The sequence below is a fragment of the Pseudomonas sp. UC 17F4 genome (assembly GCF_900101695.1).
In the GTDB taxonomy this organism is placed as follows: domain Bacteria; phylum Pseudomonadota; class Gammaproteobacteria; order Pseudomonadales; family Pseudomonadaceae; genus Aquipseudomonas.
In genome coordinates, this window is sequence record NZ_FNKV01000001.1 from 698,751 (window position 1) to 725,734 (window position 26,984).

Consider the following 26,984-nt stretch of genomic DNA (forward strand, 5'->3'; position numbering starts at 1 on the left):
CGCTCTTTATATTCGCAGCCCTAGAAACAGGTGAATTTCGTGAGCCAGCCTACGCCAGCCGTGCGTACCTTCCAAGACTTGATCCTCGCCCTGCAGAACTACTGGGCCGAGCAAGGTTGTGTGGTGCTTCAGCCCTACGATATGGAAGTAGGCGCCGGCACTTTCCATACTGCCACGTTCCTGCGCGCCATCGGCCCGGAAACCTGGAACGCCGCCTATGTGCAGCCTAGCCGTCGTCCGGCGGATGGCCGTTATGGCGAAAACCCGAACCGCCTGCAGCACTACTATCAGTTCCAGGTGGTCCTCAAGCCGAACCCGGCGAATTTCCAGGAACTGTACCTGGGCTCGCTGAAAGCCATCGGCCTCGACCCGCTGGTGCACGACATCCGTTTCGTCGAAGACAACTGGGAATCGCCGACCCTCGGCGCCTGGGGTCTGGGTTGGGAAATCTGGCTCAACGGCATGGAAGTCACGCAGTTCACCTACTTCCAGCAAGTGGGCGGCATCGAATGCTTCCCGGTCACTGGTGAAATCACCTACGGCCTGGAGCGCCTGGCCATGTACCTGCAGGGCGTAGATTCGGTCTACGACCTGATCTGGACCGACGGCCCGTTCGGCACGGTGACCTACGGCGACGTGTTCCACCAGAACGAAGTGGAGCAGTCGACCTACAACTTCGAGCACGCCAACGTCGAGAAGCTGTTCGAACTGTTCGACTTCTACGAAAGCGAAGCCAACCGCCTGATCGAGCTGGAACTGCCGCTGCCGACCTATGAAATGGTCCTCAAGGCCTCGCACACCTTCAACCTGCTCGATGCCCGTCGCGCCATCTCGGTGACCGAGCGTCAGCGTTACATCCTGCGCGTACGGACCCTGGCCCGGGCCGTGGCCCAGAGCTACCTGCAAGCCCGCGCCAAGCTGGGCTTCCCGATGGCGTCCCCTGAATTGCGTGATGAAGTGTTGGCTAAGCTGGAGGCTGCACAATGAGTGCTCAAGATTTCCTGGTTGAACTGGGCACCGAAGAACTGCCACCCAAGGCCCTGAGCAGCCTCGGTGACGCCTTCCTCGCCGGTATCGAGAAAGGCCTGCAGGCCGCTGGCCTGAACTACACCGACAAGCAGGTGTTCGCCGCGCCGCGCCGCCTGGCCGTACTCATCCGCAACCTCGACACCCAGCAGCCGGACCGCAGCGTCAACCTCGACGGCCCGCCGCGTCAGGCCGCCTTCGACGCTGACGGCAACCCGACCCAGGCCGCCCTGGGTTTTGCCAAGAAGTGCGGTGTAGAGCTGTCGGATATCGACCAGAGCGGCGCCAAGCTGCGCTTCTCCCAGCACATTCCGGGCAAGGCCACCGCCAGCCTGCTGCCAACCATCGTCGAAGACTCGCTCAACGACCTGCCGATCCCCAAGCGCATGCGCTGGGGTGCGCGCAAGGAAGAGTTCGTGCGTCCAACCCAGTGGCTGGTGATGCTGCTCGGTGACGAGGTGGTCGACTGCACCTTGCTGGCGCAGAAAGCCGGTCGCGAATCCCGTGGCCACCGCTTCCACCACCCGGAAAACGTGCGCATCAGCGCCCCGGCCAATTACCAGGAAGACCTGCGCAAGGCCTACGTGCTGGCCGATTTTGCCGAGCGCCGCGAGCTGATCAGCAAGCGTACCGCCGAACTCGCCCTGCAGCAGGAAGGCAGCGCCATCGCGCCGCCAGCCCTGCTCGATGAAGTGACCGCCCTGGTTGAATGGCCTGTGCCGCTGGTGTGCTCGTTCGAAGAGCGCTTCCTGGAAGTGCCGCAAGAAGCGCTGATCACCACCATGCAGGACAACCAGAAGTACTTCTGCCTGCTGGATGCCGACGGCAAGCTGCTGCCGCGCTTCATCACCGTGGCCAACGTTGAGAGCCGCGATCCGAAGCAGATCGTCGAAGGCAACGAGAAGGTCGTGCGCCCGCGCCTGACCGACGCCGAGTTCTTCTTCAAGCAAGACAAGAAGCAGCCGCTGGAAAGCTTCAACGAGCGCCTGCAGAACGTGGTGTTCCAGGCCCAGTTGGGCAGCGTCTTCGACAAGGCCGAGCGGGTTGCCAAACTGGCCGCCTTCATCGCCCAGCGCATTGGCGGCGACGCCCAGCGCGCGGCGCGTGCAGGTTTGCTGTCGAAGTGCGACCTGGCCACCGAGATGGTCGGTGAATTCCCTGAAATGCAGGGTGTTGCCGGTTACTACTACGCCCTCAACGACGGCGAGCCGCAAGACGTCGCCCTGGCCCTGAACGAGCAGTACATGCCGCGCGGTGCCGGTGCCGAACTGCCGTCGACCCTGACCGGCGCGGCCGTGGCGATTGCCGACAAGCTCGACACCCTGGTCGGTATCTTCGGTATCGGCATGCTCCCGACCGGTAGCAAAGACCCCTATGCCCTGCGTCGTGCAGCGCTGGGCGTACTGCGCATCCTGATCGAGAAGCAGCTGGACCTGGACCTGAACGAAGCAGTGAACTTCGCCGTCAGCCAGTTCGGTGCCAAGGTCAAGGCCGCGGGCCTGGCCGAGCAGGTGCTGGAATTCGTCTTCGATCGTCTGCGTGCCCGTTACGAAGACGAAGGCATTGACGTTGCCACCTACCTGTCGGTGCGTGCCCTCAAGCCAGGCTCGGCCCTGGACTTCGACCAGCGCGTGCAGGCCGTACAGGCCTTCCGCCAGCTGCCGGAAGCCGCTGCCCTGGCCGCGGTGAACAAGCGCGTGTCAAACCTGCTGAGCAAGGCCGAAGGCGCTGTCGCCACCACGGTCGAGCCGAAGTACTTCGACAACGCCAACGAGTTCTCCCTGTACTCGGCGATCCAGCAAGCCGACCAGGCCGTTCAGCCAATGGCTGCGGCGCGCCAGTACAGCGAATCGCTGGCACGCCTGGCCGCTCTGCGTGAACCGGTCGACGCCTTCTTCGAGGCGGTGATGGTCAATGCCGACGACGCCAATGTCCGCGCCAACCGTTATGCCCTGCTCAGCCGCCTGCGCGGTCTGTTCCTGGGCGTGGCCGACATTTCGCTGCTGGGGTAAGTCTTGAAGCTGCTGATTCTCGATCGGGACGGGGTGATCAACCAGGACTCCGACGCCTACATCAAGTCGCTGAACGAGTGGATTCCGATCCCGGGTTCGATCGAAGCGATTGCGCAGTTGAGCAAAGCCGGCTGGACGGTGGCGGTGGCCACCAACCAGTCCGGCATTGCCCGTGGCTACTACGACCTGCCGACCCTCGAGGCCATGCACGCGCAATTGCGCACGCTGGTGGCCGAGCAGGGCGGCGAGGTCGGGCTGATCGTCTATTGCCCGCACGGGCCCGATGAGGGCTGCGCCTGCCGCAAACCCAAGCCGGGCATGCTCACCACCATTGCCGCGCACTACGGCGTGAATCTGGCCGGCGTGTGGTTTGTCGGTGATAGTAAGGGTGACCTGGAAGCCGCTTTGGCCGTCGATGCTCAACCAGTTCTGGTAAAAACCGGAAAAGGCGAGAAGACCCTGAGCAAGGGAATTCCAGAAAACACGCTGATTTTCGATGATCTGGCAGCCATCGCCAGAGAACTTATCCACAAATAGCGCGTCTGCATAACAGGCGCACTTTTACTAGGCGGGCAAGCCCGCAACGGTACATGCCGCTATGTCGATCTTGCAGGCGATCAGAATTTTTCTTTTTTACCTGCTGCTGGGTACCAGCTCCTTGCTGTGGTGCACCCTGAGCTTTTTTATCGCGCCGTTTTTGCCTTTCAGCGCCCGCTACCGCTTCATCAACGTCTACTGGTGCCGCTTTGCGCTGGTGTTGGTACGGGTGTTTCTCAACATCAAGGTCAAGGTCACCGGGGCTGAAAACATCCCCAAGCAACCCTGTGTGATCCTCTCTAACCACCAGAGCACCTGGGAAACCTTTTTCCTTTCCGCCTATTTCTCGCCCTTGAGCCAAGTGCTCAAGCGTGAACTGCTGTACGTGCCGTTCTTCGGCTGGGCCATGGCCATGCTGCGGCCGATCGCCATTGACCGCGATAACCCCAAGGCAGCCTTGAAGCAAGTCGCCAGCAAGGGCGATAAATTGCTCAAGGAGAACGTCTGGGTGCTGATCTTCCCCGAAGGCACCCGTGTGCCGTTCGGCCAGATTGGCAAGTTCTCGCGCAGCGGGGCCGCGTTGGCGGTCAACGCTGGCCTACCGGTACTGCCGATCGCCCACAACGCCGGCAAGTTCTGGCCCAAGCAGGGCTGGGGCAAACGTGCCGGCACCATCGAGGTGGTAATTGGCGCCCCGATGTTTGCCGAAGGCAGCGGCCCACGGGCGATTGCCGAGTTAAACGATCGTGCTGCAGCCTGGAATGAACAGACCCAGCGCGAGCTCGGCTCACTGCCTGCAGCGGCGCCGAACGCGGCGCAGGGCGTGGCCTGACCGATCTGTGGATAACTTGTGTACAGTATTTGGATTTCTTAACGAAAAATGCGCTAAGTGATTAATTTAGCTACTTATTTCTCTGTATGACTGTTTTCTGAAAATCGTGCATAAGTTTTTTCGCGGCATAAAAAAACCGGCGCTTACGCCGGTTTTTTTTATGCCTGCAAATCCTCACACCTTGTCGATATCCACATCACGGGTTTCTTTCAGGCAGAACAGCCCCACCACCAGGCTGATACCGGTGATCAGTACCGGGTACCAGAGCCCGTAGAAGATGTCGCCGGTGTACACCACCAGGGCAAAGGACACGGTGGGCAGGAAGCCGCCGAACCAGCCGTTGCCAATGTGGTAGGGCAGCGACATCGAGGTGTAGCGGATACGCGTTGGGAACAGCTCGACCATCACCGCCGCCAGCGGGCCGTAGGTCATGGTCGCGATCAGGATCATGGCGACGATCAGCACCACCACCATCGGCTGGTTGACGCTGGCTGGATCGGCCTTGGCCGGGTAGCCGGCTTTTTCGATCGCTGCACGCAGGGCTGCTTCGTCAAACCCATTGATCTTCTGCTCGCCAATGCTCACCACCACTTCGGCACCAGCAGCCGCTTCAGCCGAGCTGTAGGGCAGGCCCTGTTTGACCAGGAAGGTTTTGACCTTGTCGCAGGGGCTGTCAAAACGCGCCTTGCCCACCGGATCGAACTGGAAGGTGCAGCCTTGCGGATCGGCCATCACCACAATCGGGGCCTGGCGGCTGGCGGCGTCGATCTGCGGGTTGGCGTAATGGCTCAGAGCCTTGAACAGTGGGAAGTACAGTACCGTGGCCAGCAGCAAGCCGAGCATCAGGATTGGCTTGCGCCCGACCCGGTCCGACAACCAACCGAAGAACACGAAGAACGGCGCGCCGATCACCACGCTGATAATCAGCAAAGTGTTGGCCTGGGCCGGGTCCATCTTGAGCATCTGGGTAAGAAAGAACAGCACATAGAACTGCGCGGTGTAGAAGGTCACCGCTTGCCCGGCGTTGATGCTGAACAGGGCAGTGAGTACCACTTTGAGGTTGGGCCAGGAGCCGAACGATTCACGGATCGGCGCTTTACTGGCCTTGCCCTGGGCCTTCATCTTCACGAAGGCTGGCGACTCGTGCATGCTCATGCGGATCCAGGTGGAAATCCCCAACAGCACGATCGACAGCAGGAACGGCAGGCGCCAGCCCCAGACTTCGAACTGGTCGCCACTGATGTAACGGCTGCCGAGCACCACCAACAACGACAGCAGCAGGCCGAGGGTCGCGGTGGACTGGATAAAACCGGTGTGGAAGCCGCGTTTGCCAGGTGGTGCGTGTTCGGCAACGTAAGTCGCCGCGCCGCCGTACTCACCACCCAGCGCCAGGCCCTGCAGCATGCGCAACACCACCAGAATGATCGGTGCAGCAATGCCGATGCTGGCGTAGGTCGGCAACAGGCCGACGGCAAAGGTCGACAAGCCCATCAGCACGATGGTCACCAGGAAGGTGTACTTGCGCCCGATCATGTCGCCCAGGCGGCCGAACACCAGCGCGCCGAAGGGCCGCACGAGAAAGCCGGCGGCAAAGGCCATCAAGGCAAAGATAAAGGCAGTGGTGTCGTTCACCCCGGCAAAGAACTGCTTGCTGATGACCGCGGCCAATGCCCCATAAAGAAAAAAGTCATACCACTCGAAAACTGTCCCGAGGGATGACGCGAAAATGATCTTGCGTTCTTCCCGGCGGCTGGTGCTCGCCGTTGCAGCGCCCTGCTCTTGAATGTAATCCGACATCGTTGCTGTCCTCGGCCTGCAGGCCCCAGTGATTATTCTTGTTGTTCCACTGTCGACGCCGGCAGACTGCGTCCGGCGTCGTTGTTGCTACGCACCCTGTTCAGGGCGTCGGTACTGCGTTTTTTTCATCGATGCGGCTTGTGGATAAGCTTTCCCGGCGAATCAATTGCGCCGCCTTTTCGGCAATCATCAGGGTAGGGGAGCAGGTATTGCCGGAGACGATTTGCGGCATGATCGAGGCGTCGGCAACCCGCAACCCCGGCACGCCGTGCACGCGCAACTGGTCGTCGACCACATCCAGCGGCCCGTTGCCCATACGGCAGGTGCCTACCGGGTGGAAAATGGTAGTGCCGATCTGCCCGGCGGCTTCATGCAACTGCTGTTCGCTTTGTAGGTCGGGGCCTGGCAGATACTCACGCGGGCTGAACGCCGCCAGGGCAGGGGCCTGGACGATCTTGCGGGTCAGGCGAATGGCTTGGGCGGCGACGCGCAGGTCTTCAGGGTCGCTCAGGTAGTTGGGGTCGATCAGTGGCGCGTCGTCCGGGTTGGCCGAGCGGATATCGATACGCCCGCGGCTGGCCGGGCGCAGGTTGCACACCGAGGCGGTAAACGCCGGGAAGCGGTGCAGCGGCTCGCCAAAGCGCTCCAGCGACAAGGGCTGCACGTGGTACTGCAGGTTGGCCGAAGCCTGCTCCGGACCGGAGCGCACGAACGCCCCCAACTGGCTCGGCGCCATCGCCAGCGGGCCGCTGCGATCGTAAAGGTAACGCAGGCCCATGCCGAGCTTGCCCCAGGGACTGTTGGCAACCTGGTTGAGGGTGCGCGCCTGGGTAACCTGGTAGATCAGGCGCAGTTGCAGATGGTCCTGCAGGTTGCCGCCAACCCCGGGCAATTCGTGGCTAACAGTTATCCCCAGGCTCTCGAGCAAGCCACGCGGGCCGATGCCCGAGCGCTGGAGAATACCGGGTGAACCCACGGAGCCGGCACACAGGATAATCTCCCGGCGTGCGCTGAAGTTCTGCCAATTGCCTTGCCAGCGAGCACGTACCTGCGAAGCGCGGCCTTCTACCAGCACCACCTGGTCAACCAGTACATCGGTCAGTACCGTCAGATTGGGGCGCTTAAGGATCGGGCGCAAAAACGCCTTGGCCGAGTTCCAGCGAATGCCGGAACGCTGGTTGACCTGAAAGTATCCACAGCCCTGGTTATCCCCAGTGTTGAAGTCAGCAACGTTAGGGATACCACTCTGCGCCGCGGCTTCGCGGAAGGCATCGAGGATCGGCCAGGAGTAGCGCTGCTGCTCGACCCGCCACTCGCCTTCGTTGCCATGGGCTTCGCTGGCGCCACCGAAGTGGTTTTCGCTGGCCTTGAACAGTGGCAGCACATCCTTCCACGCCCAACCGGCATTGCCCTGCTCGGCCCAGCGATCGTAATCGCCCGCCTGACCACGCATGTAGATCATGCCGTTGATCGAAGAACAGCCACCGAGCACCTTGCCCCGTGGATAACCCAGAGCACGGCCATTGAGGCCGGGTTGCGCTTCGGTCTTGAAGCACCAGTCGGTGCGTGGGTTGCCGATGCAGTAGAGGTAACCCACCGGAATGTGAATCCAGGGGTAGTTGTCGCGCCCACCGGCTTCGAGCAACAGCACCCGGCAGCCTGGGTCGGCGGATAAGCGATTGGCTAGCAGGCACCCGGCAGGACCGGCACCAACCACCACATAGTCGTAGACAGGATCGGCTGATGGCATGGGCAACCTCGCGCCTGATTATTATTCTTGTCCCAGCCCATGTTATTGATTAATTTCGGGATGAAAACGTTAGATTTCACTCAAGTGCTGTGCGTTTTAACACAACGTCCGTGAACACCTGATTCACAAGGAAAAGCATGTTCGACTGGAATGATCTGCGGTTTTTTCTCGAGTTGCAGCGCAGCGGCCGGCTGCTGACTGCGGCCAAACGTCTGAACACCACCCACAGCACCGTGGCCCGGCATATCGACAATATCGAACAGAGCCTGGGTACCGCCTTGTTCGTCCAGCACGCCCAGGGCTACGAACTGACGCCCTCCGGCCAGGCCCTGCTCAAGCACGCCGAAGCCATGGAAAACGTCGCCCTGCTGGCCCAGGAAGAAATCACCCAGGCCATCACCCCGCTGGGCAAGATTCGCCTGGGAGTCACCGAAGGCATCGGCATCATGTTCTTCACCCCGCGCATGGGCAGCCTGTTCGAACGCTACCCAGGCCTTGAGGTGGAGCTGGTGGCGGTACCGCGGTTTGTCAGCATCCTCAACCGCGAAGCGGAGATCAGCATTCACCTGGAGCGGCCCAACGCCGACCTGTTGATAACCCGCAAACTTACCGATTACCGCTTGGCGCTGTACGCCAGCCCCGAGTACCTGGCCCACGCACCAGCGCTCAATCACCGCGAAGACCTGGCCAAGCACAGCTGGATCGGCTACGTCGACGACCTGCTGTTCAGCCAGGAGCTGCTGTTTTTGAACAGCTTCTGCCGGGCACCCAACGTGGTGTTTCGCAGCACCAGCGTGATCGCCCAGCAACAAGCGGCCCGCGCCGGCCTGGGCATTGCCGTGTTGCCCAACTACATGGCCCGCCACGATCCGGCGCTGGTGCGGGTGCTGCCCAGCGAGACCATCCAGCGTAGCTACTGGATCTGTACCCGCCGTGAGCTGCACAAGTCGGTGCGCCTGCGCGTGGTCTGGGATTTTCTCCTGGCCCTGTGCGCGCAGGAGCAGGACGCCTTGCTGGCGGAGTAGGGCCTCAGCCGCCCAGGGTTTTCGCCGCCAACAGCACCGCCGCACAGATACCCACGGTCGCAAACATCTGCTGCAGTCGTGGCCCGGCCAGTTTGCTGGCGACCTGACGCGCCAGCAGCAGCCCGAGCACCGCACCGCCGGCAAACGGCGCGCCCACAGACCAATGCATGACGCCGCCAACCGTGGCGCTGACCACGCTGCCGGTCGACACCAGGGCGATCACTGCCAGCGAAGTGGCAACGATGCTCTTCATGTCCAGGTTGGTGTAACGGCTCAGCGCCGGGATGATTACAAAGCCGCCGCCAACCCCGAGCAACCCCGACAGCAATCCGGACATCGCGCCGGTAAACGCCAGGGCGCGGGCGCAGGGCAGGGTCCAGCGCAGCCGCCCCTGCAAGGGGTTGAGCACACAGGGCATGACCATGCGTTGGCCCAGTGGTGGCTGGCCACGGAGTTCGCGGTGCGCCTTGAGCAGCATGCGTGCACAGGCATAGACCAGCACCACGGCGAAAGTCAGAGCCAACGGCCCGTTCGGCAAGCGATGGGCAAGCATCAAGCCGAAGGGCGCAATCGCGATGCCGATCACCGCCACAAACAACGCCGCACGATAACGCACCAGACCTTGGCGCAGGCCCAACAGGGCACCCACCGCCGCCGCCATGCCGACGGCGAGCAAGCCGACTGGCGCCGCCTCGACCATCGACAAGCCCAGACCGAATACCAGCAAGGGTACGGCCAGAATGCCGCCACCGGCGCCGGTCAGCGCCAGCACCGCACCAATGATCGCGCCCAGCCCAGCCGCAAGAAATTGATGCTCGATCACCGCAGGCCCTCGGCGGCAACCCGCGGCTTGGCCAGCCACTCACGGCCCTTGAGCATGCAACGCCAGTACAGCGGTGGCAGGATCTGCGCCTTCAGAAGCCAAGCCAGGCGCGTTGGCCGGCGACCATCGAGCAGCCAACGCGGGAAGCTCGGCGCCAGCTTGCCGCCATAGGTAAATTCGGCCAGCACGATCTTGCCGCGTTCGACAGTCAACGGGCAGGAGCCATAACCATCGTAGTGGGCGAGGTTGGGCAGGCGCCCCAGCGCCACCAGCACATTGTTGGCCACCACCGGCGCTTGCTTGCGCGCAGCCGCTGCAGTCTTGGCATTGCTGGTGTTGATGCCATCGCCCAAGGCGTGGATGTTGCCATAGCGTTTATGACGCAGGGTAGCCGGGTCGACATCGATCCAGCCGGCCTGGTCAGCCAGTGGGCTGTTGCGAATAAAATCAGGGGCAACCTGCGGCGGCACCACATGCAGCATGTCGAAAGGCTGCACCCGGGTTTCGCTGCTGCCATCGGGCAAGGTGCGCACAAAGGTAGCGCGCTTGCCCGGGCCATCGACCGCCACCAGGCGATGCGCGTACTGCAGGTCTACCGCGTACTTGTCAATGTACTCCATCAAGGCCGGCACATAGTCAGGCACCCCGAACAGCACGCCACCGGCATTGAAGAACTGCGCCTGGATGTTGCCCAGCCGACCGTTGCGCAGCCAGTGGTCACACGACAGGTACAGGGCCTTTTGCGGTGCGCCGGCACATTTGATCGGCATCGGCGGCTGGGTGAACAACGCCCGGCCTTCACGCAGGTTCTGCACCAGTTGCCAGGTGTAGGGCGCCAGGTCATAGCGGTAGTTGGAAGTCACGCCGTTACGCCCAAGGGTTTCGCTCAAGCCCTCGATGGCATCCCAGTCGAGCTTCAGCCCAGGGCAGACCACCAGCTGTTCGTAACTGAGCAGTCGCCCGTCATTCAGCGTCACCGTTTGCGCCTGCGGATCAAAGCTCTCGACCCGCGCCTTGATCCACTGCACGCCGCCGGGAATGGTCGAGGCCATGGTGCGCGCCGTCGAAGGCGCCTGGAAGATACCGGCGCCGACCATGGTCCAGCCCGGTTGGTAATAGTGCACATCGGCCGGGTCGATGATCGCGACATCCAGCGAAGGGTCGCGGCAGATCAAGCTGGAGGCGGCAGCGACACCGGCAGCACCGGCACCGACGATCAGCACTTTATGGTGGTCGCCTTTCGGCACCTCGGCAGGGGAGAGTTGAGCAAGCATGGCAGGGTCCTTCTAATAATAATTCTGGGGTGAAACTCAGAGCACGTTGAGCGGGATCTTCAGGTAGCGCACTCCGTTGTCTTCAGGTTCAGGTAGTTGGCCGCTGCGCATGTTGATCTGCACCGAAGGCAGGATCAGTACCGGCATCTCCAGGGTGGCGTCGCGGGCTTCGCGCATGCTGACGAAGCTGTCTTCGCTGATGCCTTCACGGATGTGGATGTTGCTGGCGCGCTGTTCGGCCACCGTGGTCATGTAGCGCAGTTCGCGGCCACCCGGCAGGTAGTCGTGGCACATGAACAGGCGCGTCTCGGCGGGCAGGGCAAGGATGCGCTGGATCGAGCGATACAAAGTGCGCGCACTGGCGCCAGGGAAGTCGCAACGGGCGGTGCCGTAATCGGGCATGAACAGCGTGTCGCCGACAAAGGCGATGCTTTGCCCGTCGACCTCCACCACGTAGGTCATGCACGCCGGCGTGTGGCCGGGCGTGTGCAGGGCACGTGCCTTGAGGTTGCCGATGGTGAAGGGCTGCTCGTCGTCGAACAGCACATCGAACTGGCTGCCATCGCGGGCGAAGCCGCCATCGGCATTGAACAGCGCACCGAAGACTTTCTGCACCTGGGTGATCTGGCTGCCAATGGCAATCTGGCCGCCCAGCGCCTGCTTGAGGTAAGCCGCCGCCGACAGGTGATCGGCGTGCACGTGGGTTTCGAGAATCCACTGGACCTTGCCGCCCAGTTCAGTCACCCGCTCGATCAGCTTGTCTGCCGAAGCACTGCTGGTGCGTCCGGACTTCGGATCGTAATCCAGCACACTGTCGATCAAGGCACAGTCGCCACTGCTCCGGTCCATCAGCAAATAGCTGATGGTCGAGGTGACACTGTCGAACAGTGCCTCCACATACAAGTTGCCGCCGATGATCATTTACCACGCTCCGAATTCATCACAGGTGCCAGCTATCAAGCCTTGCTGGCAATGGACAGGCTGTCATCAAGATATGTGCCATCGAACCGGTAGGCTGTTTCCCAATGTTCGCGGGCTGCGTAGGGAAAAACACTGCCAGACTGTCAGCATAGTTGGCAGTGACATGGCAGCAGTTGGCAGTTTTTGGCAGTCCCTGGCAGCTTCAGTTAAGCTTCGCCCGAGCTTGCCCAGGTGTCGCCATGTCCTTCTCGTCCACTGTTGTTCCTCATCCTGCCGTGCAGGCCCTGGTGTCCTACCTCGAACACGACGCCCAGCCGACCATCGTGCTGGACACCGACTACAACATTCTTGCCGCCAACGGCGCCTACCGACGCCAGTTCGGCATCGACGGCCAACCGCCCATCGGCGCCAAGTGCCACCGGGTGTCCCATCACTACGCCGTGCCTTGCGACCAGGCCGGCGAACACTGCCCGATGCGCAAGGCCTGGGACAGCCGTGTCCCCGAGCGTGTTCTGCATGTGCACCACACCCCGCGCGGGCCGGAACATGTGGATGTCGAGTTGCGCCCGATCCTCGATGAGCAAGGTGAGGTGGTGGCGTTCGTCGAGCGCCTGACCAGCATCACCGTCGCCTCGGCGCAGCCCCAGCAACAAGGCTTGGTCGGCCGCTCAGCGGCGTTCCAGGACGCACTGGCCAGCCTGCAGCGCGCGGCACCTGCGCAAATTCCGGTGTTGCTCCAGGGTGAATCCGGGACCGGCAAAGAGTTGTTTGCGCGCGCTCTGCACCTGGGCAGCCCTCGGGCCAGCGGCCCACTGGTGGTGGTCGACTGCACCGGCCTGACTGAGTCGTTATTCGAGAGCGAGCTATTCGGTTACGAGAAGGGCGCCTTTACCGGCGCCCATCAGCGCAAGATCGGCCTGGCGGAAGCGGCCCATGGCGGCACCTTGTTCCTCGATGAAATCGGCGAAGTACCGTTGGCGATGCAGGTCAAACTGCTGCGCCTAATCGAGTCTGGCAGCTTTCGCCCGGTCGGCAGCCTGCGTACGGTTCACTCCGACTTCAGGCTGGTCTCGGCGACCCACAAACCGCTCAAGGAAATGGCTGCAGCGGGCACCTTCCGTGAAGACCTGTATTACCGCATCAGCGGTTTTCCGATCCGCTTGCCGGCATTGCGCGAACGGGTCGACGATCTGCCGTTGTTGATCGAGAGCCTGTTGCAACGGATGGCAGGGGCGGCGGCACCGAAGGTCAACCCAGATGCGATGAATCGACTGAGCTTGTACGCCTATCCTGGCAACATTCGCGAGCTGCGTAATATCCTCGAACGAGCGCGGCTGTTCGCCGACGACGGACTGATCCGTGCCGAGCACCTGCCTGCTGAGCTCGGTTCGAGACTTGAGCCGACGCCAAGCATCAGCCGCCGCAGCAAAGACAGCCTCGGGCAACTGGCCCAGGCCCTGGACAGCTTCAATGGATCACGCAGCGAGCTGGCGCGTCACCTGGGCATGAGTGAACGCACTTTGTACCGGCGCCTGCGCGAACTGGGTCTTTGAGACTGACGCAAGACAACCAACTGCGGCTTTTTCTTCTACGCTGAAACTGCTCACCCACCGCAAAGCGTTCCATGCGTCGATTGCCGAGTCGGTAACCAGGTGCCAGGACGCCTGACGTTCCGCTCTGTCTTTTCTGCCACAGGAGCATCGTCATGTCTTCCTGCCTTCACCGGGCGATCCTGCTCAGCATCGCCATGCTCGCGCTTTCTGGTTGTTTCGAAGAGGACGCGCAACCCAAGGCCACGGCTACGGCACCCGCAGCGGCTGCACCGGCTACACCAGCCGCGCCGGCGGCGCCGAGCGAGGCGGTGTTCAGCACCGAACAGCTCGATCAAATGCTCGCACCGTTGGCGTTGTATCCGGACGCTTTACTCGCACAGGTACTGATGGCCACCACCTATCCAGGCAATGTCGCCGACGCGGTTGCCTGGTCCAAGGCGCATCCGAACGTCAGCGGTGATGCCGCGGTCAAGCAGGTCGCCGAGCAGCCGTGGGACCCCAGCGTGCAATCCTTGGTGGCTTTCCCGCAGGTGCTGGCGACACTTGGCCAGGACCCGGTCTGGGTGCAGCGCGTCGGCGATGCCTTTCTCGCCCAGCCCGACGCGGTGATGAACTCGGTGCAGCGCCTGCGCGCCAAGGCCAAGGCTGCCGGGCACCTGGAGTCCAACGAACAGCAGACGGTTATCGTGCAACCATCAAGCGCCCCCGCAGGCGGCACGACCACGGTGGTACAAGGTGCCGCGCCAGCACAGACTATCGTTATCCAGCCTACCAACCCGCAGGTTGTATACGTACCAAGCTACAACCCCTCCGTGGTGTACGGCAGTTGGTCCTCGCCGTCCTACCCACCCGCGTATTATCCGCCGCCACCGGGGTATGCCATCGGCACGGCGTTAGCCTCCGGCCTGGCTTTTGGTGCAGGCGTCGCAATCGTCAATTCACTCTGGGGGGATTGCGACTGGGACGATCATGACGTCGATATCAACGTCAATCGCTACAACAATATCAACAACGTCAACCGCAGGCTCGATGCCAACCAGAACACCTGGCGCCATAATCCTGCGTATCGCGACGGCGTCCCGTACCGCGACCAGGCCAGTCGAGCCCAGTTCGACCGACGCTTACCCGGCAGTGCAGAGCGCACAGCCTACCGCGGTGACACCCCGGCCCGGGTCGAAGATCGCGCACGAGCCCGTGAAACCCTGGCACAGCGCGGCATCGAAGCACCTGCAACCAGCAACCTTGAAGCCCGCCAACGGGTGCAGAGTGCCGACCGCGAGCGCGCCCAACAGCGCCTGGAAAAACAGGGCATCAACCCGTCCGGCAACGCACGCGAGCGCGCTCAGGTTGCCGACCGCCAACTGAAAAATGACGGTCAGGCCCGCCAGCGAGCACAGGCGCCGCAGAACAACCGCCAGCCTCAGCAAACGGGGCGCAACCAACAAGTACGCCAGCAAGCTCGTCAGCAACATGTTAGCGCCCAGGCACCGCGCAACAATGCGTTGGCCGGTGTGCGCAACCCTTCGCAGTCACGCATCGCAAGCAATCGTGGCCAGCTCAGCCAACGCAGCGCCAGCCGACCATCTGCAGCCGCTGCGGGCCACCAGGTACAACGACCCGCGCGGATGCAATCCGGCGGTGGCGGCCGTCGCCGTTGAGAGGAGAATCAGTCATGAATGCTGCTAGCCGAATTGTGCTGATTCTGCTGCTGTGCTGGACGTCCAGCAGCTACGCTCAGGAACATTTCCCACACCCCGAAGCCGCCGGCGAAGCACTGGTGCAGGCGCTTGGTAGCGAAAAGGCCGATAGCCAACTGTTGGCGAAATTGCTTGGCAACGACTGGGAGAGTTACATCCCGACCAAGAACATCGATCGCAAAGATGTCGATGCCTTTCTCGCCCTCTACAAGGAAAAAAATCAGGTTCAGTCCGACAACCCGAAGCGTGCACATCTGGTCGTCGGCGACACGCCCTGGGTGTTCCCGATTCCCATCAGACACAGTACTGACGGTTGGGCATTCGACACCAAAGCCGGCGCCGCGGAAATCCGCCTGCGCCGCATCGGACGCAACGAGCTGGCGACCATTCAATCAGTGCGCGCCTATCACGACGCGCAGATGGATTACGCCGAGGTTGATCGCAATGACGATGGGATACTCGAGTACGCGCAGAAACTCATCAGCAGCGACGGGCAGTTCGACGGTTTGTACTGGCCGCAAGAGGAGGGCGTTGAAGAAAGTCCGCTCGGACCGCTTTTTGGTGATACCGCAAAGGGCGATGATTGGCACGGCTACCACTATCGCATCCTCACTGGCCAAGGCCCTTCGGCGCCGGGCGGCGCCTATGACTACAAGATCGGTAATCACATGACCCGCGGCTTTGCCGTGATCGCCTGGCCGGCGGACTATGGCGACACGGGCGTGATGAGCTTCATGATCAGCCACGACGGCGAACTGTTCGAGAAAGACCTCGGCCGCGACAGCGCCAAGCGCGCTGCCGCGATTACCCGTTTCGACCCCGACAGCAGTTGGAGCGAAGTAAAGGACGAGGAAGAGGGGCGCTGAACCGAACAGCTCAACACAGGAAAAACAGCACAACAAAAAGCCCGCGTGAGCGGGCTTGATGATGTTGCTTTACTTTGAACCTACAGCTGATCAGAAGTCCAGGTTGGACACCGCCAGGGCGTTGCTCTCGATGAACTCACGACGTGGCTCAACGGCGTCGCCCATCAGGGTGTTGAAGATCTGATCGGCAGCGATCGCGTCTTCGATGGTCACCTTGAGCATGCGGCGCACGGATGGGTCCATGGTGGTTTCCCACAGCTGATCCGGGTTCATCTCACCAAGACCTTTGTATCGCTGGATGGTGTGGCGCTTGGTGCTTTCGGTCATCAGCCAGTCCAGTGCTTCCTTGAACTCGGTGATGGCTTTCTTGCGCTCGCCACGTTGCACGTAGGCGCCTTCACCCAGCAGGGTGCTCAGCTGTGCACCGAGGGCGGTGACGGTGCGGTAGTCGTTACTGCCGAAGAAGTCACGGTTGAAGGTGACGTAGCTGGCCAGGCCGTGAGAGGTGATTTCCACTTCCGGCAGCCAGACATTGCGCTCTTTGTCTTCGCGCAGGCTGGCCTTGTACAGCAGGCCGGACTTCTCGCTGGTGCGCAGACGCTCTTCGAATTTGCCCAGCCACTCCTGCATGGCAGCGTGGTCGCCCAACTGCTCCAGCGATACCGCCGGCAGGTAGACGAAGTGCTCGGTCAGCTCCTGCGGGTACAGGCGCGAGAGGCGCTTGAGGGTCTTCATCACGGTGCGGAATTCGTTGACCAGACGCTCCAGCTCGACGCCGGAAACAGGTGGTGCGGATTCGTCCAGGTGCAGGCTGGCATCTTCCAGAGCCGACTGGGTCATGTACTCTTCCATGGCGTCGTCGTCTTTGATGTACTGCTCTTGCTTGCCTTTCTTGACCTTGTACAGCGGTGGCTGGGCAATGTAGATGTAGCCACGTTCGACCAGTTCCGGCAGCTGACGGAAGAAGAAAGTCAGCAGCAGGGTACGAATGTGCGAACCGTCGACGTCAGCATCGGTCATGATGATGATGTTGTGATAGCGCAGCTTGTCGATGTTGTACTCTTCGCGGCCGATACCACAGCCCAGCGCGGTGATCAGCGTGCCCACTTCCTGGGACGAGATCATCTTGTCGAAGCGTGCTTTCTCGACGTTGAGGATCTTGCCCTTGAGCGGCAGGATCGCCTGGGTCTTGCGGTTACGACCCTGCTTGGCCGAACCACCCGCGGAGTCACCCTCCACCAGGTACAGTTCGGAAAGGGCAGGGTCCTTCTCCTGGCAATCCGCCAGTTTGCCCGGCAGGCCGGCGATATCCAGCGCACCTTTGCGGCGAGTCATTTCCCGCGCTTTACGAGCAGCTTCACGAGCACGCGCGGCGTCGATCATCTTGCCGACAACGGCCTTGGCTTCGTTCGGGTTCTCCAGCAGGAAGTCGGAGAAGTACTTGCCCATCTCCTGTTCCACGGCTGTTTTCACTTCCGAGGACACCAGCTTGTCTTTGGTCTGCGAGCTGAACTTCGGATCAGGTACCTTCACCGAGATGATCGCGGTCAGACCTTCACGGGCGTCGTCGCCGGTGGTCGAAACCTTGTTCTTCTTGGCCAGGCCTTCCTGCTCGATGTAGTTGTTCAGGTTACGGGTCAACGCCGAACGGAAACCGACCAGGTGGGTACCACCGTCGCGCTGCGGAATGTTGTTGGTGAAGCACAACAGGTTCTCGTTGAAGCTGTCGTTCCACTGCAGGGCGATTTCCACGCCCACGCCGTCTTCGCGTTGAACACTGAAGTGGAAGACCTGGTTGACCGGGGTCTTGTTGGTATTCAGGTACTCGACGAACGCACGCAGACCGCCTTCGTATTTGAAATGTTCTTCTTTACCGGAGCGCTCGTCCTTCAGCAGGATGCCGACGCCGGAGTTGAGGAAGGACAGTTCGCGAATCCGCTTGGCCAGGATGTCCCAGCTGAAGTGGATGTTCTTGAAAGTTTCAGCCGACGGCTTGAAGTGGATATGGGTACCGGTGGTTTCACTGTCGCCAACGATTTTCATCGGCGCTTGTGGAACACCGTGGACGTAAGTCTGTTCCCAGATCTTGCCACTGCGGCGAACGGTGAGGATCAACTGTTCGGAAAGGGCGTTAACCACCGACACACCTACACCGTGCAGACCGCCGGATACTTTGTAGGAGTTGTCATCGAACTTACCGCCGGCGTGGAGGACGGTCATGATGACCTCGGCAGCAGATACGCCTTCCTCTTTGTGCACGTCGACCGGAATGCCGCGACCGTTGTCGCGAACACTGATGGATTCGTCTGGGTGAATAATTACGGTGATGTCATCGCAGTGGCCGGCGAGTGCCTCGTCGATCGAGTTATCGACCACCTCGAACACCATGTGGTGCAGGCCGCTACCATCATCGGTGTCGCCAATGTACATACCGGGACGCTTGCGCACGGCATCTAGCCCTTTCAGCACTTTAATGCTGGAGGAGTCGTACGTTTGATTTTCGCTCATGCCTTCACTCCCGATGGTCGTGGGTCTGGGTGATACGGCCCTGTTCCACGTGGAACAAAGCAACTGGCGTTTCCGTCTGCCAGCCTTCCCTCAATAATTCTTGATCTACACAGGTGATAAACACCTGGCAGCGTAAGTCTTCCAACAAGCGACAAAGTGCGCGGCGGTGCTGGTCGTCGAGTTCCGACGGCAAGTCATCCACCAGATAAATACATTGGCCGCGACGCGCTTGGCTAACCAGATGGCCTTGAGCAATACGCAATGCACAGACCACCAGCTTCTGCTGGCCGCGAGACAAAATGTCAGCCGCGTTATGGGCGCCGAGTCTCAGGCGCAGGTCTGCACGTTGTGGGCCGGCCTGGGTGTGGCCCATGTGCTGATCACGTTGCAGGGAGGAGGCGAGCACTTCACTGAGTTCGCGATCCTTGTCCCAGCCACGGTAATAGCTCAGGGTCAGCCCTTCGAGCTCGACCAAATCGCTCAGGGTTTGCTCAAAGACTGGCTTCAAGGCCTTGATGTAGTTGCGACGGTATTCATCTATTTCCGCGCTGGCCAGGCACAGTTCCCGGTCCCAGGCCGCTTGCGAAACAGCGTCAAGTGTACCATGCCGCAACCATGAGTTCCGCTGCCGCAAAGCCTTCTGCAGGCGTTGCCAAGTGGCCATGAAGCGGGGTTCCACGTGGAACACCCCCCAATCGAGGAACTGCCGGCGTATTTTCGGCGCGCCTTCGAGCAGGCGAAAGCTGTCCGGATTGATCAGTTGCAGGGGCAGAATCTCTGCCAACTGGGCTGCACTGCGAGCATTCTGCCCATCGATGCGAATGGTGAACTCACCTTGCCGATCCCGCGAAATCCCCAGGTTGCTGGAACCGCCTTCACTTAACTCGACCTGGCCGAACACAGTACAAGCCAATTGCTCGTACTGAATCACCGGTGTCAGGCGGGTGCTGCGAAACGAACGGGCCAGACCCAACAGATGAACGGCTTCCAGCACGCTGGTTTTACCGCTGCCGTTGGCGCCGTACAGGATATTGATGCGGGGGGAGGGAGAGAAGGTCACCGGGTGCAGGTTACGCACCGCGGTGACAGAAACGCGACTGAGGGACATCTAGAGTCTGCTGGACAAATTACAGACGCATCGGCATGACAACATAAGCGGAGTCGTCGTTGTCAGCTTCCTGCAGCAGGGCGCTGCTGTTGGAGTCCGACAGGATCAGACGAACCTGCTCAGTGGTCATGACACCCAGGACGTCGAGCAAGTAGCTGACGTTAAAGCCGATTTCCAGCGAGCTACCGTTGTACTCGACGCTGATTTCTTCTTCCGCTTCTTCCTGCTCAGGGTTGTTGGCCTGGATCTTCAACTGGGCATTGGCCAGTTGCAGACGGATGCCGCGGTACTTCTCGTTGGACAGAATCGCGGTACGGCTGAAGGCCTCGCGCAGTGCCTGGCGGTCACCGACGACCAGCTTGTCACCGCCTTTGGGCAGCACGCGCTCGTAGTCCGGGAACTTGCCATCGACCAGCTTCGAGGTGAAGGTGAACTCACCAGTAGTAGCACGAATGTGATGCTGACCCAGCACGATGCTGACCATGCCATCCGGCTCAGTAAGCAGGCGCGCCAGTTCGAGGATACCTTTGCGCGGCACGATGACCTGGTGGCGATCAGCCTGGCCGATATCGGCACGCATCGAGCACATGGCCAGACGGTGACCGTCGGTGGCGACAGCGCGCAGGGTGTCGGTGGACACTTCCAGCAGCATGCCGTTGAGGTAGTAGCGTACGTCCTGCTGGGCCATGGCGAAGCTGGTGCGCTCGATCAAGCGGCGCAGACGGCTTTGCTCCAGGTTGCAGGTCAGCGAGCCTGGGCCTTCTTCGACAGTCGGGAAGTCATTGGCCGGCAGGGTCGACAGTGTGAAGCGGCTACGGCCAGCCTTGACCACGAGCTTCTGCTCATCGAGCTTGATGTCGATCAGCACGTCGTTGGGCAGGCTTTTGCAGATATCCATCAGCTTGCGCGCAGGCACGGTGATTTCGCCTGGCTCGGCCGGCTCTTCCAGTTGCACGCGGCCAACCAGTTCCACTTCCAGGTCAGTACCGGTCAGCGACAATTGCTGACCCTGTACCACCAGCAGTACGTTGGACAGTACCGGCAAGGTCTGGCGGCGCTCGACGACGCCTGCGACCAGTTGCAGGGGTTTCAACAGGGCTTCGCGTTGAATGGTGAAATGCATGGTCTAGTCCCTTGCCTTTAATAAGCTGCGCTGACGTTCATCAAGTCGTCAGAGTCCGCAGCAGGTTCTTGTAGTCCTCGCGGATATCCGCGTCGGATTCCTTGAGTTCGTTGATCTTGCGGCACGCATGCAACACGGTGGTGTGATCGCGGCCGCCGAATACGTCGCCGATCTCCGGCAGGCTGTGGTTGGTCAGCTCTTTGGACAAGGCCATGGCGACCTGCCGCGGACGGGCTACCGAACGGGAACGACGTTTGGACAACAGATCGGAGATCTTGATCTTGTAGTACTCGGCAACGGTGCGCTGGATGTTATCCACACTCACCAGTTTGTCCTGCAGTGCCAGAAGATCCTTGAGCGATTCGCGAATCAGCTCGATGGTGATGTCGCGGCCCATGAAGTGTGAATGAGCAATCACCCGCTTCAGGGCGCCTTCGAGTTCACGCACGTTCGAGCGAATACGCTGGGCGATAAAGAAAGCCGCATCGTGGGGCAGGTCGACCTTGGCCTGGTCGGCCTTCTTCATCAGGATCGCTACCCGGGTTTCCAACTCCGGAGGCTCTACCGCAACGGTCAGGCCCCAGCCAAAGCGCGACTTCAGGCGCTCTTCCAGGCCTTCGATTTCCTTCGGATAACGGTCGCTGGTCAGAATGACTTGCTGGCCGCCTTCGAGCAGGGCGTTGAAGGTATGGAAAAACTCTTCCTGGGAACGCTCTTTACGGGCAAAGAACTGAATGTCATCGATCAGCAGCGCGTCGACCGAACGGTAGAAGCGCTTGAATTCGTTGATGGCATTGAGCTGCAGCGCCTTGACCATGTCGGCGACGAAACGCTCGGAGTGCAGGTACACCACCTTGGCATTCGGGTTCTTCTTGAGCAGGTGGTTACCCACAGCATGCATCAAGTGCGTTTTACCCAGGCCCACGCCGCCGTACAGGAACAGCGGGTTGTAGCCATGCTTGGGGTTGTCGGCAACCTGCCAGGCCGCGGCGCGGGCCAGCTGGTTGGACTTACCTTCGACGAAGTTCTCGAAGGTAAAGGTGCGGTTCAGGTAGCTGGTGTGCTTGAGCGCACCTTCGACCTGCACGGTGCGTTGTTCGGTGCGGCCACTTGGAGCTGGCGCGGCGTTGGCCTCGCCCATGGAATCGAAGCTGTCACGCGAAGGCGCTTGCTCGACTTCTGCCACCGGTGCCGGCGCTGCAACAGGTGCGGCGACCGGTTCGCTGACCACCGCGGTTTGGGCAGCCTGGGCCTGCGAGGCGGCGACGGCTGCAGCCAGCGGCGCATTGGGTGCGGCACGTGGTGCCGAACTGCGTCTGCTGCCTATTAATAAGGAAAGGGCAGGCGCAATACCGTTGCCGTGTTCACCCAGCAGCTCGAGCAGACGGCTCAGGTACTTTTCATTGACCCAGTCGAGAACGAAACGGTTAGGCGCATAGACGCGCAACTCGTCGCCTTCGGCTTCGACCTGTAGCGGACGGATCCAGGTGTTGAATTGCTGGGCAGGCAGTTCATCGCGCAGAAGCTCCACGCACTGCTGCCAAAGTTCCACTGACACGGATATCCCCTGAGTTGAAAGCCGGTGAGGCAAAAACAAGCGCCCATTGTACCCAGCGCCAGCGCAGTTATCCACATGCAGCTGCGTTGAGGATGGCGATAAATCAGCAGTTTAGTGACCAAAATGTCGTTTTGAGCTTGTGAATAAGCCCTGTGGATAACCGACCCTGAGGTCTTTGCACAACTGGGGGTCGAAATCGGTGGATAACCCGCCTGTGGATAACAGGCCATTTGATCCACAGCTTTTCCGAGGCTACAGCACAGTCAGAGCACCTCTTCTCGACAGAGTTTCTTTTCTCTGTACATACGATATTTAAAGGGCTGTAGCGTGTTATCCACAGAAATCTTCCACATAAGCTTTATAAGATTCACTAAAAAGCTTTAAATAAGTCCTCTCTTTTTTTCTATGTTTAAGTGATCCGTTACTCGCAACCTGTCAGCACACCCCGAGCGGTGCCTGGAACGAAGCCGATTTTCCGTCCATAAGGAAAAGCTGGTTGGAAATTGACCTACGGCCCTGCTTTCTCTAGAATCGCCGGTCTCTTAAAACGGGGGCCATTCCGGCCCGTTGTCGACGAACCAGGTAACACGCCATGAAACGTACTTTCCAACCAAGCACCATCAAGCGCGCTCGCACTCACGGTTTCCGTGCCCGTATGGCCACCAAGAACGGTCGTGCCGTTCTGTCGCGTCGCCGTGCCAAAGGCCGTAAGCGCCTGGCAGTTTGATTTTTCGGCACTGGTGGTGAGTCAGGACTTCAGTCGGGAAAAGCGTCTGCTTGTTCCCCGACACTTCAAAGCGGTCTTCGACTCCCCAACCGGCAAGGTTCCAGGGAAATGCCTGCTGATCCTTGCTCGCGAGAACGGTCTTGATCATCCCCGCCTGGGGCTTGTGATCGGGAAAAAGAGCGTCAAGCTCTCCGTTCAACGCAATCGCCTGAAACGCCTGATGCGCGATTCGTTTCGCCTGAACCAGCATTCGCTTGTTGGTTGGGATATCGTGATCGTCGCGCGCAAAGGGTTGGGCGAGATTGAAAACCCAGAATTGCACCAACATTTTGGCAAGCTCTGGAAGCGCCTTGCACGCAGTCGGCCCGCTCCAGTGGTTAACACCGACTCTGTGGGGGTAGACAGTCAAGATGCGTAAACTGGCGCTCGTTCCGATCCAGTTTTACCGCTATGCCATTAGTCCACTGATGGCCAGTCACTGTCGTTTCTACCCCAGTTGCTCCTGCTATGCGTACGAAGCCATCGAAACACATGGCCTTTTACGCGGCGGGTGGCTTACCGTTCGTCGCCTGGGGCGTTGTCATCCGTGGAATGCCGGTGGTTTTGACCCGGTTCCACCTGCCTCCTCTTCCCGTACTTCTTCGATAGCCGAGTAATCATGGATATTAAACGCACGATCCTGATCGTCGCCCTGGCAATCGTGTCCTACGTCATGGTCCTTAACTGGAACCAGGACTATGGCCAGGCTGCCCTGCCGACTCAGAATACTGCTGCCAGCAACGTTGCCCCGGCCCTGCCGGACACCGCGCAGGCCGGTAACACTGGCGCCAGCGCCGATGTACCGAGCGCCAACGCTGAATCCAGCCCAGCAGAACTTGCCCCGGTAGTGGTCAGCAAGGACCTGATTCGGGTCAAGACTGATGTCCTCGATCTGGCTATCGATCCAAACGGTGGTGATATCGCCCAGCTGACGCTGCCGAAATACCCACGCCGCCAGGATCATCCGGACATTCCGTTCCAGTTGTTCGACAACGGTGGCGAGCGTACTTACCTGGCACAGAGCGGTCTGACTGGCGCCAACGGCCCGGATGCGCGTTCGTCCGGCCGTCCGCTGTATGCCGCTGATCAGAAAAGTTTCCAACTGGCCGATGGTCAGGACCAACTGGTCGTCGACCTGAAGTTCAGCGATGCCGGCGTCAACTACATCAAGCGCTTCAGCTTCAAGCGCGGTGAGTACGACCTGACCGTCACCTACCTGATCGACAACCAGAGCGCCCAGCCCTGGACCGGTAACCTGTTCGCGCAACTCAAGCGCGACGCGAGCTCGGATCCTTCCTCGAGCACCGCAACCGGTACCGCGACTTATCTCGGTGCGGCCCTGTGGACAAGTTCGGAGCCCTACAAAAAGGTGTCGATGAAAGACATCGACAAGGGAAATCTGAAAGAAAATGTTACCGGCGGCTGGGTTGCCTGGCTGCAGCACTACTTTGTAACAGCCTGGATTCCAAACAAGTCTGACAACAACATCGTTCAGACCCGTAAAGACAGCCAGGGCAACTACATCATCGGTTTCACCGGCCCGGCACTGAACGTTGCCGCTGGTGGTAAAGGCGAAACCAGCACCATGCTGTACGCCGGTCCCAAGATCCAGGAGAAGCTCAAAGAGTTGTCCCCAGGTCTGGAACTGACCGTCGACTACGGCATCCTGTGGTTCATTGCCCAGCCAATCTTCTGGCTGCTGCAACATATCCACAGCCTGCTCGGCAACTGGGGCTGGTCGATCATCGTCCTGACCATGCTGATCAAAGGTCTGTTCTTCCCGCTGTCGGCTGCCAGCTACCGTTCGATGGCGCGCATGCGTGCCGTTGCGCCGAAACTGGCAATCCTCAAAGAGCAGCATGGCGATGACCGGCAGAAAATGTCGCAAGCCATGATGGAGCTGTACAAGAAAGAGAAGATCAACCCGCTGGGCGGCTGCCTGCCGATCCTGGTGCAGATGCCGGTCTTCCTCTCGCTGTACTGGGTTCTGCTGGAAAGCGTCGAGATGCGTCAGGCGCCGTGGATGTTCTGGATCACTGACCTGTCGATCAAGGATCCGTTCTTCATCCTGCCGATCATCATGGGCGCAACCATGTTCATCCAGCAGCAACTGAACCCGACTCCGCCGGATCCGATGCAGGCCAAGGTGATGAAGCTGATGCCAATCATCTTCACCTTCTTCTTCCTGTGGTTCCCTGCAGGTCTGGTGCTGTACTGGGTTGTGAACAACTGCCTGTCGATCGCACAGCAGTGGTACATCACCCGCAGCATCGAAAAGGCTACCAAGAAAGCCGCTGCTTGACGGGTTAGCCAGCTAACCTGTGGATAAACGCCCCCTCGTGGGGCGTTTTGCTATCTGTCGTTTTTGTCGTGAGGCCTTCGAGCATGAACACTGTGCGTGAAACCATTGCCGCCATCGCTACCGCCCAGGGACGTGGGGGTGTGGGGATCGTGCGGCTATCCGGGCCTCTGGCCAAACAAGCCGGGCTGGCCATCTGTGGAAAACCGCTAACACCGCGGCACGCCCATTACGGCCCGTTCCGCGCGGAAGATGGCCTGGTGCTGGATGAAGGCATCGCGCTGTTTTTTCCCGGGCCCAACTCTTTCACCGGTGAAGACGTGCTGGAGCTGCAGGGCCACGGCGGCCCGGTGGTGCTCGATATGCTCCTGCAGCGCTGTGTACAACTGGGTTGCCGCCTGGCGCGCCCGGGTGAATTCAGCGAGCGTGCGTTCCTCAATGACAAACTCGACCTGGCCCAGGCCGAGGCAATCGCCGACCTGATCGAAGCCAGTTCTACACAGGCGGCGCGTAATGCCTTGCGCTCGCTGCAGGGCGAATTTTCCCGTCGTGTGGATAACCTCACGGAGAAATTGATCAGCCTGCGCATCTACGTGGAAGCTGCGATCGACTTCCCCGAGGAAGAAATCGACTTTCTTGCCGACGGTCATGTGCTGAGCATGCTCGATGACGTGCGCAATAATTTATCCACAGTGCAGCGTGAAGCCGGGCAGGGCGCCTTGCTGCGTGACGGCATGACAGTGGTGATTGCCGGCCGGCCGAATGCCGGCAAGTCGAGCCTGCTTAACGTACTGGCGGGTCGCGAGGCAGCGATTGTCACCGATATCGCCGGTACCACCCGCGACATCCTGCGCGAACATATCCACATCGACGGTATGCCGCTGCATGTGGTCGACACCGCCGGGTTGCGCGACACCGACGATCATGTGGAAAAGATCGGTGTGCAGCGCGCCCTCAAGGCCATCAACGAAGCCGACCGGGTGTTGCTGGTGGTGGATTCCACAGCGCCGGAAGCCAGTGATCCGTTTGCCCTGTGGCCGGAATTCCTCGATCTGCGTCCGGATCCGGCCAAGGTCACGCTGATTCGCAACAAGGCTGACCTGAGCGGCGAAGCCATTGCCATGGAGCAGAGCGAAGATGGCCACGTCACCATTACCCTCAGTGCCAAGGACAGCGACATGGGCTTGGAGCTGCTGCGCGAGCACCTGAAGGCCTGCATGGGTTATGAACAGACTGCCGAAAGCAGCTTCAGCGCCCGCAGGCGCCATCTGGAGGCATTGCGCCAGGCTAGCGCGCACCTGGAGCACGGTCGTGCGCAGTTGACCCTGGCCGGTGCGGGTGAGCTGCTGGCAGAGGATCTACGCCAGGCACAACAGGCCTTGGGTGAAATTACCGGGGCTTTCAGCTCCGATGACTTGCTCGGGCGAATCTTCTCCAGCTTCTGCATCGGCAAGTAAAGGTCGTTATCCACAGCCGGGTCTGCAACGGACCCGGCTGCAGCATCAAATT

The 26,984-nt window shown here is 60.5% G+C and carries 22 protein-coding genes; 13 read left to right on the forward strand and 9 right to left on the reverse strand.

Going from position 1 to position 26,984, the window contains the following annotated elements:
- Positions 1 to 39 precede the first annotated feature (39 nt).
- From glyQ to BLR26_RS03130, 4 genes are all read left to right on the forward strand, one after another.
- On the forward strand, positions 40 to 987 hold the full coding sequence (gene glyQ / locus BLR26_RS03115) for a glycine--tRNA ligase subunit alpha (RefSeq protein WP_045199646.1): 948 nt from the start codon (positions 40 to 42) through the stop codon (positions 985 to 987).
- Positions 984 to 3,038, forward strand: coding sequence for a glycine--tRNA ligase subunit beta (gene glyS / locus BLR26_RS03120; RefSeq protein WP_093377723.1), 2,055 nt, complete (start codon positions 984 to 986; stop codon positions 3,036 to 3,038). The genes glyQ and glyS overlap by 4 nt, the downstream gene beginning before the upstream one ends.
- Positions 3,039 to 3,041: 3 nt before the next feature.
- Entirely contained in the window at positions 3,042 to 3,575 is a 534-nt protein-coding gene (gmhB, locus tag BLR26_RS03125) for a D-glycero-beta-D-manno-heptose 1,7-bisphosphate 7-phosphatase (protein WP_093377728.1), read from the forward strand.
- Positions 3,576 to 3,636: 61 nt separating this feature from the next.
- Positions 3,637 to 4,407, forward strand: a complete 771-nt coding sequence (locus tag BLR26_RS03130; RefSeq protein WP_045199369.1) for a lysophospholipid acyltransferase family protein — start codon at positions 3,637 to 3,639, stop codon at positions 4,405 to 4,407.
- Between the two features lie 174 nt (positions 4,408 to 4,581).
- Here the strand turns inward: BLR26_RS03130 and BLR26_RS03135 are convergent, their stop codons facing one another.
- Positions 4,582 to 6,204, reverse strand: coding sequence for an MFS transporter (locus tag BLR26_RS03135; protein ID WP_045199370.1), 1,623 nt, complete (start codon positions 6,202 to 6,204; stop codon positions 4,582 to 4,584).
- A gap of 100 nt (positions 6,205 to 6,304) precedes the next feature.
- Positions 6,305 to 7,954 (reverse strand): GMC family oxidoreductase, encoded by a 1,650-nt coding sequence (locus tag BLR26_RS03140; protein ID WP_093377733.1) that lies wholly within the window; start codon positions 7,952 to 7,954, stop codon positions 6,305 to 6,307.
- A gap of 137 nt (positions 7,955 to 8,091) precedes the next feature.
- Here BLR26_RS03140 and BLR26_RS03145 point away from each other — a divergent pair, with 137 nt between their 5' ends.
- Complete coding sequence (locus BLR26_RS03145; protein ID WP_093377737.1) at positions 8,092 to 8,979, forward strand: LysR family transcriptional regulator; 888 nt, start codon at positions 8,092 to 8,094, stop codon at positions 8,977 to 8,979.
- 4 nt (positions 8,980 to 8,983) lie between these two features.
- Here BLR26_RS03145 and BLR26_RS03150 read toward each other — a convergent pair whose 3' ends face one another.
- Genes BLR26_RS03150 through BLR26_RS03160 form a run of 3 tightly spaced genes read right to left on the reverse strand, consistent with a single transcriptional unit; the run spans position 8,984 to position 11,997 of the window.
- Entirely contained in the window at positions 8,984 to 9,802 is an 819-nt protein-coding gene (locus BLR26_RS03150; protein WP_093377741.1) for a sulfite exporter TauE/SafE family protein, read from the reverse strand.
- Positions 9,799 to 11,076 carry an NAD(P)/FAD-dependent oxidoreductase gene (locus BLR26_RS03155; RefSeq protein WP_093377746.1) on the reverse strand — a complete coding sequence of 426 codons (1,278 nt, stop codon included), beginning with the start codon at positions 11,074 to 11,076 and terminating at the stop codon, positions 9,799 to 9,801. Before BLR26_RS03155 ends, BLR26_RS03150 begins: the two co-directional genes overlap by 4 nt.
- A gap of 36 nt (positions 11,077 to 11,112) precedes the next feature.
- A complete protein-coding gene (locus tag BLR26_RS03160) occupies positions 11,113 to 11,997 on the reverse strand; it encodes an MBL fold metallo-hydrolase (protein WP_045199380.1) in 885 nt (294 codons plus the stop codon).
- A gap of 239 nt (positions 11,998 to 12,236) precedes the next feature.
- On the opposite strand from BLR26_RS03160, the gene BLR26_RS03165 reads away from it, so the two are divergent.
- The 3 genes from BLR26_RS03165 (at position 12,237) to BLR26_RS03175 (ending at position 16,113) form a co-directional block, all read left to right on the forward strand.
- The gene (locus BLR26_RS03165) at positions 12,237 to 13,550 is read left to right on the forward strand and encodes a sigma-54 interaction domain-containing protein (RefSeq protein WP_093377751.1); all 1,314 of its coding nucleotides are present in this window, start codon (positions 12,237 to 12,239) and stop codon (positions 13,548 to 13,550) included.
- A gap of 152 nt (positions 13,551 to 13,702) precedes the next feature.
- The gene (locus BLR26_RS03170) at positions 13,703 to 15,208 is read left to right on the forward strand and encodes a DUF3300 domain-containing protein (RefSeq protein WP_093377754.1); all 1,506 of its coding nucleotides are present in this window, start codon (positions 13,703 to 13,705) and stop codon (positions 15,206 to 15,208) included.
- A 14-nt stretch (positions 15,209 to 15,222) separates the two neighbouring features.
- On the forward strand, positions 15,223 to 16,113 hold the full coding sequence (locus BLR26_RS03175; protein WP_093377759.1) for a DUF2950 domain-containing protein: 891 nt from the start codon (positions 15,223 to 15,225) through the stop codon (positions 16,111 to 16,113).
- Between the two features lie 90 nt (positions 16,114 to 16,203).
- On the opposite strand, the gene gyrB is transcribed toward BLR26_RS03175, so the two are convergent.
- The 4 genes from gyrB to dnaA are packed head-to-tail and all read right to left on the reverse strand — an operon-like array spanning position 16,204 to position 22,410.
- Positions 16,204 to 18,621 (reverse strand): DNA topoisomerase (ATP-hydrolyzing) subunit B, encoded by a 2,418-nt coding sequence (gyrB, locus tag BLR26_RS03180; RefSeq protein WP_093377764.1) that lies wholly within the window; start codon positions 18,619 to 18,621, stop codon positions 16,204 to 16,206.
- Between the two features lie 4 nt (positions 18,622 to 18,625).
- On the reverse strand, positions 18,626 to 19,729 hold the full coding sequence (gene recF / locus BLR26_RS03185) for a DNA replication/repair protein RecF (RefSeq protein WP_010222707.1): 1,104 nt from the start codon (positions 19,727 to 19,729) through the stop codon (positions 18,626 to 18,628).
- 19 nt (positions 19,730 to 19,748) lie between these two features.
- The gene (gene dnaN / locus BLR26_RS03190; RefSeq protein ID WP_038997897.1) at positions 19,749 to 20,852 is read right to left on the reverse strand and encodes a DNA polymerase III subunit beta; all 1,104 of its coding nucleotides are present in this window, start codon (positions 20,850 to 20,852) and stop codon (positions 19,749 to 19,751) included.
- A gap of 40 nt (positions 20,853 to 20,892) precedes the next feature.
- On the reverse strand, positions 20,893 to 22,410 hold the full coding sequence (gene dnaA / locus BLR26_RS03195; RefSeq protein WP_093377769.1) for a chromosomal replication initiator protein DnaA: 1,518 nt from the start codon (positions 22,408 to 22,410) through the stop codon (positions 20,893 to 20,895).
- Positions 22,411 to 23,002: 592 nt separating this feature from the next.
- On the opposite strand from dnaA, the gene rpmH reads away from it, so the two are divergent.
- The 5 genes from rpmH (at position 23,003) to mnmE (ending at position 26,932) form a co-directional block, all read left to right on the forward strand.
- Positions 23,003 to 23,137 (forward strand): 50S ribosomal protein L34, encoded by a 135-nt coding sequence (gene rpmH, locus BLR26_RS03200; protein ID WP_002551315.1) that lies wholly within the window; start codon positions 23,003 to 23,005, stop codon positions 23,135 to 23,137.
- A gap of 13 nt (positions 23,138 to 23,150) precedes the next feature.
- Positions 23,151 to 23,555: a ribonuclease P protein component gene (gene rnpA, locus BLR26_RS03205; protein ID WP_213604342.1), complete on the forward strand. Its 405-nt coding sequence runs from the start codon at positions 23,151 to 23,153 to the stop codon at positions 23,553 to 23,555.
- Positions 23,548 to 23,793, forward strand: a complete 246-nt coding sequence (yidD, locus tag BLR26_RS03210) for a membrane protein insertion efficiency factor YidD (protein ID WP_080764817.1) — start codon at positions 23,548 to 23,550, stop codon at positions 23,791 to 23,793. Before rnpA ends, yidD begins: the two co-directional genes overlap by 8 nt.
- Before the next feature lie 2 nt (positions 23,794 to 23,795).
- On the forward strand, positions 23,796 to 25,478 hold the full coding sequence (gene yidC / locus BLR26_RS03215; protein ID WP_045199395.1) for a membrane protein insertase YidC: 1,683 nt from the start codon (positions 23,796 to 23,798) through the stop codon (positions 25,476 to 25,478).
- An 83-nt stretch (positions 25,479 to 25,561) separates the two neighbouring features.
- Positions 25,562 to 26,932, forward strand: a complete 1,371-nt coding sequence (gene mnmE, locus BLR26_RS03220) for a tRNA uridine-5-carboxymethylaminomethyl(34) synthesis GTPase MnmE (protein ID WP_093377774.1) — start codon at positions 25,562 to 25,564, stop codon at positions 26,930 to 26,932.
- Positions 26,933 to 26,984: the final 52 nt, after the last annotated feature.